10 protein-coding genes are annotated in these 11,445 nt (G+C 61.9%); 3 read left to right on the forward strand and 7 right to left on the reverse strand.

The window, feature by feature from the left end:
• Positions 1 to 77 precede the first annotated feature (77 nt).
• Both fabV and BO1_RS46765 read right to left on the reverse strand, forming a co-directional pair.
• Positions 78 to 1,274, reverse strand: coding sequence for an enoyl-ACP reductase FabV (gene fabV, locus BO1_RS46760; RefSeq protein ID WP_028223464.1), 1,197 nt, complete (start codon positions 1,272 to 1,274; stop codon positions 78 to 80).
• A gap of 185 nt (positions 1,275 to 1,459) precedes the next feature.
• Positions 1,460 to 2,494 carry an NAD-dependent epimerase/dehydratase family protein gene (locus BO1_RS46765; protein WP_028223465.1) on the reverse strand — a complete coding sequence of 345 codons (1,035 nt, stop codon included), beginning with the start codon at positions 2,492 to 2,494 and terminating at the stop codon, positions 1,460 to 1,462.
• Between the two features lie 123 nt (positions 2,495 to 2,617).
• Between BO1_RS46765 and BO1_RS46770 the strand changes: the two genes are divergently transcribed.
• Positions 2,618 to 3,535 carry a LysR family transcriptional regulator gene (locus tag BO1_RS46770; protein ID WP_028223466.1) on the forward strand — a complete coding sequence of 306 codons (918 nt, stop codon included), beginning with the start codon at positions 2,618 to 2,620 and terminating at the stop codon, positions 3,533 to 3,535.
• A 28-nt stretch (positions 3,536 to 3,563) separates the two neighbouring features.
• Here BO1_RS46770 and BO1_RS46775 read toward each other — a convergent pair whose 3' ends face one another.
• The 3 genes from BO1_RS46775 to BO1_RS46785 form a co-directional block, all read right to left on the reverse strand.
• Positions 3,564 to 3,890, reverse strand: a complete 327-nt coding sequence (locus tag BO1_RS46775; RefSeq protein ID WP_028223467.1) for a DoxX family protein — start codon at positions 3,888 to 3,890, stop codon at positions 3,564 to 3,566.
• 125 nt (positions 3,891 to 4,015) lie between these two features.
• Positions 4,016 to 4,636, reverse strand: a complete 621-nt coding sequence (locus BO1_RS46780; RefSeq protein ID WP_028223468.1) for an isochorismatase family protein — start codon at positions 4,634 to 4,636, stop codon at positions 4,016 to 4,018.
• A gap of 141 nt (positions 4,637 to 4,777) precedes the next feature.
• Positions 4,778 to 5,533: an isochorismatase family protein gene (locus tag BO1_RS46785; RefSeq protein WP_043289104.1), complete on the reverse strand. Its 756-nt coding sequence runs from the start codon at positions 5,531 to 5,533 to the stop codon at positions 4,778 to 4,780.
• 115 nt (positions 5,534 to 5,648) lie between these two features.
• Here BO1_RS46785 and BO1_RS46790 point away from each other — a divergent pair, with 115 nt between their 5' ends.
• Positions 5,649 to 6,590, forward strand: a complete 942-nt coding sequence (locus BO1_RS46790) for a LysR substrate-binding domain-containing protein (protein WP_245644120.1) — start codon at positions 5,649 to 5,651, stop codon at positions 6,588 to 6,590.
• A 42-nt stretch (positions 6,591 to 6,632) separates the two neighbouring features.
• Here the strand turns inward: BO1_RS46790 and BO1_RS46795 are convergent, their stop codons facing one another.
• Together BO1_RS46795 and BO1_RS46805 are read right to left on the reverse strand one after the other, a co-directional pair.
• Positions 6,633 to 8,051, reverse strand: coding sequence for an amidohydrolase family protein (locus BO1_RS46795; RefSeq protein WP_028223471.1), 1,419 nt, complete (start codon positions 8,049 to 8,051; stop codon positions 6,633 to 6,635).
• A gap of 118 nt (positions 8,052 to 8,169) precedes the next feature.
• Complete coding sequence (locus BO1_RS46805; RefSeq protein ID WP_052409865.1) at positions 8,170 to 9,678, reverse strand: aldehyde dehydrogenase family protein; 1,509 nt, start codon at positions 9,676 to 9,678, stop codon at positions 8,170 to 8,172.
• Positions 9,679 to 10,279: 601 nt separating this feature from the next.
• Here BO1_RS46805 and BO1_RS55735 point away from each other — a divergent pair.
• A complete protein-coding gene (locus BO1_RS55735; protein ID WP_245644122.1) occupies positions 10,280 to 11,398 on the forward strand; it encodes a LacI family DNA-binding transcriptional regulator in 1,119 nt (372 codons plus the stop codon).
• The last annotated feature ends 47 nt before the right edge of the window (positions 11,399 to 11,445 follow it).

An 11,445-nucleotide genomic window follows, 5' to 3' on the forward strand; every position in this document is an offset into this window, starting at 1 on the left:
TTAAGGCCAACGTGTCCAACGCGCCGATTTAATTAGTTGCGGCAACAACCAAAATCAAGCGCCTCGAGCGCCAAAATTCAAATCTCCACGATACCCGGAATCGCGACATTCGGATTGACATCGGCGCCATAGTCGACGCCTTCGACCCCGAACCCGAAAAGACGCAGAAACTCCGCCTTATACCCCGCAAAATCCGTAGTGGCATAAAGATTCTCTTCAGTGACCTGATCCCAGGCCACCTTCACACGCGCCTGAATCTCAGGCGCAAGCTCCTTATAGTCGGCGCGCAGACGCCCTTCCTCATCGAGCACCGGCGCCGCGCCGTAAAGCGAATCACGATAGAGCCCATAAACCTGCTCGATGCAGCCCTCATGCGTACCGTTTTCCTTCATCGCCTTGAAAAGCAGCGCAAGATACAGCGGCATGATAGGAATAGCCGAACTCGCCTGCGTGACCACGGCCTTGAGCACCGCGACACGCGCATCGCCACCACGCTCCGCGAGCTTCGCGCGAATACCCAACACCTTCTGATCGAGATCCTTCTTGGCCGCGCCAATGGAGCCGTTCCAGTAGATATCGTGCGTGATCTCCGCGCCAAGATAAGTGAACGCCGTCGTCTTCGCGCCATCGGCCAGCACGCCCGCCTCTTGCAGAGCATCAATCCACATCTGCCAGTCTTCACCGCCCATCACGGCCACCGTGCCGTCAATCTCGCTCTGCGTCGCCGCTTCGAGCACCGTTTCCTTGATGGTTTCCTTGTCGGTGTCGATGCCGCGCATGCGCAGCGTCTTGCCCACGGGCTTGAGCGTCGACGTGTGCACCTCGCCCGTCACCGGATGCGTGCGGCGCGGCGCGGCAAGGCTATAGACCACGAGGTCGACCTGGCCCAGATCGCGCTTGATGGTGTCGATCGTCTCGCGCTTCACGGCGTCAGAGAACGCGTCGCCATTGATGGTCTTCGCGTAGAGCCCCTTTTGCGCAGCGAACTTCTCGAACGCGGCAGTGTTGTACCAGCCCGCGGTGGCGGGGCGGGTGTCGGTGCCGGCGCGCTCGAAAGCAACGCCCAGCGTGGCCGCGCCCGAGCCGAACGCCGCCGAAATGCGCGCGGCAAGGCCGTAGCCCGTGGACGCGCCCAGCACCAGCACGCGCTTCGGGCCATTGGCAATCGCGCCTTGCGCGTTGACGTATTCGATTTGCTGCGCGACGTTGGCTTCACATCCCACGGGATGGGCCGTCACGCAAATGAAGCCGCGGACGCGCGGTTCGATAATCATCAGACTTCTCCGTATTTCGCAGATGCATGCAGGAACGGGCGGCATTTTAGCGCGAGCCAATAATCCAGGCCATGCCGCCCGGTTTTGCCCGGTCGGCTCAAGGGTCGTATGCCTGCTTGCACTACGGGTACGGAGCGTCACGAATAGGCGATCCACGCGGCGCGCGGTCGCTTGTTTTGCGAGCGTCATTGCGCGGCGGCCAGTCCATGCGTGGTCTCGCCGAGGCAGCCAAGACCGGCCAGCGTCGCCTCGAGGGCCGTATCGAGCGGCGTATGCGGCTCGCGGCCGAGCGTCGCCACGAGTCTCGCGTTGTCGAGCTGGAGCGCGTCGCGCCACAGATAGCGCATCTCCAGCATCTCGCGCGGCGTCGTGGCGAACGGCGCCAACGCGTAGATTAGCGGCCACGGGAAGGGCAAGCGCCGCGCGTGCAGCCCATGGCGCCGCGCCACGCGGCAGATGGCGACGGCCATTTGCGTGCCGTCGGCGTCCCAATGGCCAGTCATATGAAAGCGCGCGAAGGGCGCAAGCGTGGCGCGCATCTCGATCAGCTCGTGTATCGCGCGGGCGACGTCGGGCACATAGGCCCACGTGTGGCCCACCCCGCGCTGGCCTGGTTCGCGTACCGTGTGCACGGGCTGTCCGGCCTTCACGAGACCCTGAGCAAGCCAGCTATTGCCCACGCGCGGGCCGAAGAAGTCGCCGGCGCGCACGATGATCGAGCGCACCCCACGGGCCGAGGCGGTTTCCAGACGCTGCTCCAGCGCCACGCGGATCGCGCCCTTGCGCGTGCGCGGCCGCTGCGGCGCATCCTCGCCGACGAGCGGCAGCGTCTCCGGACCGAAGTTGTAGACGGTGCCCGGCAGCACCACGGTAGCGCCCACGGCCTGAGCCGCGGCGACCGTGTTGTCGATCATCGGCAGCACGAGATCGGCCCAGCGCCGGTAGCCCGGCGGGTTGACCGCGTGCACGATCACGTCGCAGCCCTCGGCGGCGCGCAGCACGGCCTCGCGGTCCATGGCGTCGCCCTGCAGCCGTTCGATGGCGCGCTCGGCGCTCGCGGTGGTCGTCGCGTCTGTTGCCGCCGCCGCGCCGGCACCGCGCTGCAGCGCGCGAATGCGCCAGCCAGCGCCTGTCAACTGCCGCGCGACCTCGCCGCCGATGCCACCGCCCACGCCCAGCACGAGCGCCGTGCGGCCCGTTTCGAGAGTTCTCGTCGCCATGTCCGTTCTCCGCTTCAGAGGTGTCGATGGCGTCATTCTGCGCGTCTCGCAGATCATAAAAAATTGGCGAAAAGCGCGTACCGGCTATACATTTATGTATGGCGTTGAATCTGAACCAGGATCATGAGCGAAACCGAACCGAACTGGGAGTGGTACCGGAGTTTTCTGCAAGTGCTGGAAACGGGTTCGCTATCGGCGGCCGGGCGCGCGCTGGGCCTCACGCAGCCCACCGTCGGCCGCCACATCGAAAGTCTCGAAGCGGCGCTGGGACTCAAGCTGTTTACGCGCTCGTTCGACGGGTTTTCGCCCACCGACGCGGCCAATGAGCTGAGGCCCTATGCCGTCGGTCTTGCTGCGACAACGGCCGCTTTGCGCCGGGTGGCGAGCGGTCACGGATCCGGGGTCCGCGGCACGGTGCGGGTGACGGCGAGCGAGGTGATCGGCGTCGAGGTTCTGCCGCCGATACTGGCCGCGCTGCGCAACGAACAGCCGGAGCTGAGCATTGAACTTGTTCTGTCGAACAAGGTGGAGGATCTTCTGCTTCGTGAGGCGGACATTGCGGTACGCATGTTCCGGCCCGTCCAGGAGGCACTGGTTGCGCAGCGCGTCGGCGCGATCGAAGTCGGCCTGCATGCCCACGAACGGTATCTGGCGCAACACGGTGTGCCGAAGTCGATGAGCGAGTTGTCTCGCCACACGATCATTGGCTTTGATAAGGAGACCGCATTTATTCGTTCGGTCCAGGGGAAAATCAAAGATTTTTCGCGGAGCCGCTTCGCATTTCGAGCCGACAGCGACCTGGCTCAATTGGGCGCGATTCGCGCTGGATTCGGTGTCGGTGCGTGCCAGGCGCCGCTGGCGGCAAAAGATCCGAGGCTGGTCCGGATTCTCGCGAGTGAGTTTTCGTTCACGATGGACACCTGGGTCGCCATGCACGAGGATTTGCGCGGGAGCGCTCGCTGCGCCGTGACGTTTGCGGCGCTGGCTTCAGGACTCAAAGCTTATATCGGTGGTGGCGTCAGTCAGGAAACCGAAAGTTAGCGGCTCGCAAGCATTGAAGCTGAGCCAGTCAGCCCAACGGATAGGTCTGGCTCAGCGTGACAATCAAAAGCAATAGCAATACGAGCGGATACTGCATCTTCATCCATTCTCTCGAGCGGGAGAATGAAACCAGTACGCCCAAAATAACCACAAGCAGAATTGAAGCGCCGACGAATCGCGTCGCTGCAAAGAGGAGCGCAAGCGACCCGATCAACTCGATGATCGCAATGGCGACCCTGAACCCGTTCGGGTAGCCCCATTTTGCAAACTCGGCGCGGATGAATGAAGGTCCGGCCAGATTCACGATTCCCGCGGAAAAGAAAGCACAGACGATAATCAGATTGACGTATTTCATGTTTCAAGACGAGCGCGTGCCGGCATTGGGCGCCGGATACGAGCGATAGAGGAAGCCGGCGAGCACATTGCACAAAAAGCTCGCCGGCGTAATGGCAGTCCACAGGCTATCAGGCGGACCGGTGCTTACGATTGCCAGTATTGCTTCAGACCGAACACCATATTGCTGAACGGGATGCCCAGGCCTTCATACACGGCTTGGGCCTCGGGCGCCGCATTATCGGCAAGCAGTTCGACGGCAACGGTCGAATAGCCCACCGGGATCACGCCCGCCTGCACCATACGGGCGACGCCAAGGTCCACCTGAGTTTGCGAGAACCCTCCCGAGGCATCGATGACCGCGTACGACGTATAGCCGTCCCGTCGTGCAGCGATGGCGGGAAAAGCCAGGCAGACGTCAGTTGAGATGCCGGTCACGATGAGGTGTTTTCGGCCCGTCGCCTGAATGGCCTCGACGACCCGTGGGTCGTCCCAGGCATTGACGGTCGTTCGTTCGATGACTTTGTGCGTTGGCAGCACAGCAGCCAGTTCAGGGATCATGGGCCCCCACATGCCTTCCGTGGTGGTGGTCACCACGACAGGAATACCGAGCGCGAGCGCCGCCTTCGTGAGGCCAGTCACGTTGTGCTTCAGTTCAAGCGTGGCGATGTCTCGCACCCCGGTGTAGAGGCCTTCTTGATGGTCTACATGAAACAAAACTGCGTTGTGCCTGGTGAGCCTTTCCTCGGAGGAGAGCGGTCTGGTCATTTCACACTCCGTCAGTTGTCGGGAAATCTATTCTGACACTGCGGCTTGGACCCGACGGTGTTTTTGTCGTCTGGCGCGCTGGATTCAGACTCCCGCCTCATGGACAAACGATGCGGACACATCCGTCCATGACGACCACGTTTAGCCTTTGGAAAAGGCCTGCTTCAGATCGAAGACGAGACCCGCGAACGGGATTCCCAGTGCGGCGTAGACGGCTTGTGCTTCGGGCGCCGCATTGTCGGCAAGCATCTCGACGGCGACATTCGAATAGCCGACCGGTATCACGCCCGCTTGCTGCATGCGCAGCACGCCCATATCGACTTGCGTCTGGCTGAAGCCGCCGGATGCGTCGATGACCGCGTAACTCGCATAACCGTCGGCGACTGCCGAGATCGCCGGAAACGCGAGACAGACGTCCGTGGAGATGCCGGTGATGATGAGCTTCTTGCGGCCGGTCGCTTTGATCGCTTCGACCACACGGCGGTCGTCCCAGGCGTTCACGGTGGTCCGTTCAATATGCCGGACGCCGGGCAGCGCCGCGGCCAGCTCGGGGATCAGCGGCCCCCACATCTTTTCCGTCGTGGTGGTGACGATCACCGGCACTTTCAGCGCAAGGGCCGCCTTCGTGAGCCCGACGACATTGTGCTTGAGCTGCAGCGTTTCGATGTCGCGCACGCCGGTGTAGAGGCCCACCTGATGATCGACGAGCAGCAGGACTGCGTTATCGCGGGTCAGGCGTTCGAGGACGTGAGAAGAGGTCGAGTTCATGATCTTGTTTCCGCTGGAAGGTTGGGTTGCGGCTGCGGCTTGCGTTGCGCCGAAGAGGCTCGTGCCCGCGGCGAGCACGGTGGCTGCGACTGCGGAGTTCGACTGATTCAGGAATTGGCGTCGGTCCATGATGGGCTCCGTGCCCGTCCACGCGGTCGGTCGATCAACGTCTCGGGCTTGAATGGACTATAGCCATGGGACAAACCCCGAACAATCCAGGGAAAATGGACTTATCATCCCATTCATGAGACTTTCTGCCGAAAAAGGGGAGATGATGCTCGATCTGAACGATGTCTACTACTTCGTGCAAGTAGTCGAACACAAAGGCATCACCGCGGCGGCCCATGCGCTCGATGTGCCCAAGTCGAGTTTGAGCCGTCGCATCCTCGCACTCGAGGCCACACTCGATGCGAGGCTGATCCAGCGGACTTCGCGGCGCTTCGTCGTGACGGACGTCGGCGAGGCGTTTTACAAGCACGCGGTCGCCATGCTGGTGGAGGCCGAAGCCGCCGAGAGCGTCGTGCGTCAACGCACGGCGGAACCGAGCGGAACCATACGCATGACGTGCTCGGTCGCGTTCGCACAATTGGCGCTGGCGGAGTTGATCCCGAAGTTCATGGCGGAGTATCCGCGTGTGCGTATCGTTCAGCACGCGACCAACCGGCACGTCGACCCGCTTCAGGAGGGCTTCGACTTGTGTCTTCGCGCGCATTCCACGCCGCTGCCCGATTCCACGCTGGTCCAGCGCTATCTGGCGACGACGCCCTGGCACCTCTTTGCCGGACCGGCGTATTTGAAGCGCAAAGGCGTGCCCAGGTCGCCCGCCGACCTTGCGGAACACGACGGCGTCGCGCTCGGCGGCGGCCACGACACGCACGCATGGCGACTGCTCGAATCGCCGGATGCCGAGCGGGCCGAAGTGATTCCGTTCGAGCCGAAGCTGCTGAGCGACGACATGGCCACGCTGAAAGTCGCGGCGTGCCAGAGCGTCGGCATTGTGGCGTTGCCGGGGTACGTGGGGCAGTCCGAGGTGAAGACGGGGCAGCTCGTGCGTGTGCTGCCTCGATGGACAGCGGGTGTGGCGACAATCAGCCTGCTCATGCCCTCGAGGAGGGGCCTGCTTCCCTCCGTGCGGGCGTTCGTCGACTTTCTGGTGGAGCGCGTTCCCATTGCTGTGCAGTGCTGAGGAAGACGCGCTGGCAGGCGGGTTCAGATCATGCCTGAGCCTTCAATACGCGAGACGTTTCCATTGCGGATCGAGTCTGGATGAAAGCCCCGCTTTGCGAACGATCTCGGGAGCGAGGCGCTCCACACTGTCCAGAATGCCGCGACTATCGGTGCAACGCGTGAACTCCCCTTCGCGCCAGGCGATCTCGCCATTGACCATGACGTACTTCGCATCGGTGCCTTTGCCGGCGCCGATAAACGCGGAAAGAGGACGCTGCAAGGAGCCGACGTGCGGTTTGCGCATATCGAAGACGGCGATGTCGGCGAGCTTGCCCGCCTCGAGCGATCCCAGTTGATCGGCCACGCCCAGCACTTGCGCACCGTTGATCGTGGCCATTTCCAGGCTGCGCTCGAAAGACATCCGGGTTGGATCCAGATGACGCTGGTGCTGGAAGAGCACACAGGCCTTCACCTGCTCGAGCATGTCGTTCGTATAGTCGACCATGGCGCCGTCGGTTCCGAGGGCGGTCGGCACGCCCGCGCGCAGCGCGTTCGCGGCCGGGGCGATACCGCCGCCGCGAATCGCTTCACTGGTCGGCGTATAGACCAGCCCGGCGCCGACATGGGCCATCTGTTCGAGATCGAGCTCCGTGCAATGGATGCCGTGGATCAGCATCCATTGTTGATCGAGCACGCCGAGCTGCATCAGGTAGCGCACGTCGGTCCGGCCGGTTTCGCGCAGGTGCTTGAGAAAGCCCTGTTCCGTCGAGAACGTGCCTGCCGCGATGTGGCTGCTGATCTTCACGCCAAGCTTGCGTGCCAGCTCCGTGCCACGCACGATCAGCTCTTCTGTGCTCATGCCGGACGACGTCCAATGGGCATTCGCCTCGATAACGAGGCCCATGCGCACCAGACCGTCGTGCTTGCCATCCCAGTAGCGGATTTCCTCCTCGGCGGCTGCAAGCGACTCGTCCAGCGAAAGCGGGTGCTCGACGAAGCGGTCGTTTCTGCAGCGCAGCTCCTTGCCGAAGAACTGGCGGATGCCGATTTCGGCCTGGGGCTCGACGATGGCCCGCACCGTATTCGAGTCCGTTACGGTGACCGAATGATTGAACGAGGTCGTCGTGCCGGTGGCCAGCATTTCCAGTCCGCATTGATAGCTTCCCAGCCGCATCGCTTCGTCAGAAAGATTGGCGACGATCGGAAAGACAATGTCGGTAATCCAGTCTTCCAGCAGCAAGCCGTCGGCGATGCCTTTGAACATCGAATACCACGTATGCTGATGAAGATTGATGAGCCCGGGAATCACGAGGCAACCGCTTGCGTCGATGATCTCGTCGAATCCTTCGGTCGGGGTGTCTTCATGGGCATAGACCCCCGAGATATGCTTGCCCGTAACGGCCACCGCGCCGCGCTCGAAAATCTCGCGCTGCCGATTGACCGTTACCACGTAACCGTTCTTGATAAGAACTTTCTTCATTGTCTCTCTTCCATCGTCACTTGATCGTCTGGGGGCGCCACCGCGCGAGCGGAGCCACGCGTGGCAGCGCCCCCTGGTTGTTGCCACTGTCGATGCCGTTGTTCATGGCATCGACAGGTCAGTCCTTGGGCGGCCAGGTCGGTACGGGCTCCTTACCGGACGGGAAGCGGACATTCTTCGAGCGCACGAATTCCTTCAGGGTCTCCGTCGCATTCTCGCGGCCGAAGCCGCTGCCTTTCACACCGCCGAAAGGCGAACCAAGGAACGCGCGCCGCATATAGTTGTTCACGAAGATCATGCCTGCATCGAGCTTCGGCGCCAGCTTCCATGCCCGGTTCTCATCGGTCGTGCAGATCGCGGCGGTGAGACCGTAAGCGGTGCCATTCGCGATCTCGACGGCTTCCTCTTCGGTCTTGAAGCGCATCAGACAGGCTACCGGGCCGAAAATCTCCTCCTGTGCGACCGTCATGGTCGGCGTCACGTCGGCGAGAACCGTTGGGGGCACCCAGTAGCCGTCCTTGTATTGCTCGTCGTCCGGCAGCTTGCCTTGCGTGACCAGTCTTGCGCCTTCGCGAAGCGCGATATCGATGTATCCCATCACGCGATCGCGTTGCCTGGCGTCGACCATCGGCCCGATGTCGGTTTTGGCGTCGAGACCATTGCCGACCACGAGCTTTTCGGTTGCCCGCGCGAACTTCTCTTCAAACTCGGCGTAGCGCGATTCGTGCACGAGAATACGGGCGGTGGAGGTGCACGCCTCGCCCTGGTTGTAGAACATCCCTTCGATGGCGACGTTGAGCGCAACGTCCATGTCGGCGTCTTCGAGGACGATCAGCGCGTTCTTGCCGCCAAGCTCCATCGTTGCGTAAGTGATGTTTTCCGCCGCACTCTGCAACACGCGGCGGCCCGTGGCCGTTGCACCGGTGAAGCTGATGCGCTCGACCTTCGGGTGCGAAGCGAGTGCCGGACCGGCGTGGATACCGGGAACGACGTTCAGCACACCCGGGGGCAGCACCTGGTTGGCCAGTTCGACCAGACGCAGCACCGTAAGCGGCGCTTGCTCGCCGGGTTTGACGACCACCGTGTTGCCTGCCGCAAGGGCGGGCGCGGACTTCTTGGCAAAGTGGATGGGCGGCCAGTTGAACGGCAGAATCGCCGCTACGACGCCGTACGGCTCGAACAGGACACGCGCTTCAATCGGACCTTGATCGAGGATTTCGCCGTGAAGCGTATCTGCGAGACCCGCGAAATAGTCGAAACAGGCGTGGCAGTAAGAGACATCGAAGCGCAGAGCATCGCGCTTGGGCTTGCCGACTTCGCGGGCCTCGAGTTCCGCGAGCTCGTCTGCGTGCTCGCGAATCTTGGCGGCAACCTGGCGCAGCAGCTGCGCGCGTTCGCGCGGCGAGCGGTTCTTCCAGTCCGACTCGTAAGCATGCCGGGAATTGCGCACGACGCGGTCGACGAGATGTTCGTCCGCGGAGACGACGTTGGCAAGCGGCTTGCCGGTCGCCGCTTCTTCAACCGTGAAGACGGGCTGGTTTGCGTCGACTTCCACGGCCTTGCCATCGACGATGGCGCTCCAGTACGGACGGCTCAGGGTGGATCTATCGATAGATGCCAGGGCCATATCAAACAACTCCTTTAGATTCGAATGCATAAAAATGCGTCGTTCCTGGTGAGCGCCGGGTTGGCGTTTCCTTTGACGCAACGGTTTTGAGGTGCACGGCAAGCCGTTGTCGTGATCTGGCGCGGCCCGGTTCCGGGCCGGCTTTGTCACAGGCGCTCTACGCAGTGAGGGCGCGCACGTCAGGACGGATTCGATCGCTAAGCGCGGATCATTGACCCGTTGGAAGCCACTATATTGCAATCGATTGCAATATTCAAGTCCTTTGAATCGAAGGGTTTTGGGTTTGGGCTGAGACGCCGGGTTGGTCGTCAAGAAATGCGCTGATTGACGGTGAATCCGTGCAAAATAGGGATTTCACGATATTTTTTGGACTCCAGTGCGCGTCCGTGGCTGCTCAGGAAAATGATCAGATGATTGATTTGATTGCGCGAATTCCTGCAATCGATTGTGCAAAATTTGTAGCGACTTATTTATAATGTGCCTTGGCCGTGGCACGAGAAACCCGCTCGGAGGGGGGCGTGCGATCCAGCAGTAGCCGGCCACGGAGAGGTCGTGATTGCTCGGGACCTTCTATGGGTAAAGCAGGGGAGGTAGATCTGTCGTGAAAGCAAACACGTCTCAAGCAGGCAATAACCGGCGCACCGTGACGATGAAGCAGGTCGCGGAACGGGCTGGGGTGCACGTTTCGACGGTCTCGCGCGCACTGAACCCGGAGACGCGCTCGATGGTGGTGCCCGAGTCGGTGGCCCGTGTCATGAAAGCGGCTGAAGCACTGGGTTACCGACTCGACCCGGTCGCGGCCAGTCTTCGAACCGGCCGCTCGAAGCTGGTCGGCATCCTGGTTCCGGATATCGCTACCAATGTTTTCACGCCGATTCTGACCGGCGCGACGGAGCGTCTTTCCGAGCACGGCTACTCTGTGATCGTTGCCTATGTGGGCGGCGACAGCAACAAGCAGCTCGATCTGGCTCAGGGGTTGATCGCCCGGCGCGTGGACGGACTCATTGTCGCGACGGCAAGCCGCGACGATCCGCTGGTGACCTTCTGCATCGAGCGGGGCGTCCCGAGCGTGCTGGTCAATCGTGCCGAGAAGGAAACGCGGCTGTCCGGCGTGGTGTCGGACGATTTGTTAGGCGCGCAACTCGCTGTGGATCATCTGGTTGAACTGGGTCACAGCCGGATCGCTCATCTGGGCGGACCGCGCGAACATTCGACGGGTTATTTGCGCCATCGCGGGTTTATCCATGCGCTTGCTGCCAATGGCCTCGATGCGGCTTCGGCTCCCACCGAGTTCGCGGAGACTTATACGCGTGAACAAGGCGCAGCGGCGGCGCGGCGGCTGTTGAGCGCGCATCCGGGGATTACCGCGATTGTGGCCGCGAATGATTTGCTGGCACTTGGTGCGTACGATGTCATTCGCGAAGCGGGGTTGAATTGTCCGCGAGATATATCGATTGTGGGGCATAACGATATGCCGCTTGTTGATATGGTTGAGCCGCCGCTGACGACTATTCGTATTAGTCACAAGGAGATGGGGCGGCAGGCTGCTGATCTGCTTGAGCAGGCTATTGAAACGCTCGATCGGCCGGCGCGGAATGTGGTTTTGCCGCCGAAGCTTATTGTGCGGGGGTCTACGGGGGCGCCGCGTAAGGGGGCTGGCAGGAAGTCTGCGAAGGCTGGTGGGGCGAATAGGTCCGCTTCTGTTTCTAATGAAGTTTGATGGGGGGCGCGATGAATTCGCGCTTTGGCCTTAACTTGTTTTCGCGG

Origin of the sequence: Paraburkholderia oxyphila NBRC 105797 (genome assembly GCF_000685075.1) — a bacterium.
GTDB lineage: Bacteria > Pseudomonadota > Gammaproteobacteria > Burkholderiales > Burkholderiaceae > Paraburkholderia > Paraburkholderia oxyphila.

Bases quoted from the DNA above. Each gene is read 5' to 3' on its own strand.
- fabV (WP_028223464.1), bottom strand. From the start codon at position 1,274: ATGATTATCGAACCGCGCGTCCGCGGCTTCATTTGCGTGACGGCCCAT.
- BO1_RS46765 (WP_028223465.1), bottom strand. From the start codon at position 2,494: ATGGCGACGAGAACTCTCGAAACGGGCCGCACGGCGCTCGTGCTGGGC.
- BO1_RS46770 (WP_028223466.1), top strand. From the start codon at position 2,618: ATGAGCGAAACCGAACCGAACTGGGAGTGGTACCGGAGTTTTCTGCAA.
- BO1_RS46775 (WP_028223467.1), bottom strand. From the start codon at position 3,890: ATGAAATACGTCAATCTGATTATCGTCTGTGCTTTCTTTTCCGCGGGA.
- BO1_RS46780 (WP_028223468.1), bottom strand. From the start codon at position 4,636: ATGACCAGACCGCTCTCCTCCGAGGAAAGGCTCACCAGGCACAACGCA.
- BO1_RS46785 (WP_043289104.1), bottom strand. From the start codon at position 5,533: ATGGACCGACGCCAATTCCTGAATCAGTCGAACTCCGCAGTCGCAGCC.
- BO1_RS46790 (WP_245644120.1), top strand. From the start codon at position 5,649: ATGAGACTTTCTGCCGAAAAAGGGGAGATGATGCTCGATCTGAACGAT.
- BO1_RS46795 (WP_028223471.1), bottom strand. From the start codon at position 8,051: ATGAAGAAAGTTCTTATCAAGAACGGTTACGTGGTAACGGTCAATCGG.
- BO1_RS46805 (WP_052409865.1), bottom strand. From the start codon at position 9,678: ATGGCCCTGGCATCTATCGATAGATCCACCCTGAGCCGTCCGTACTGG.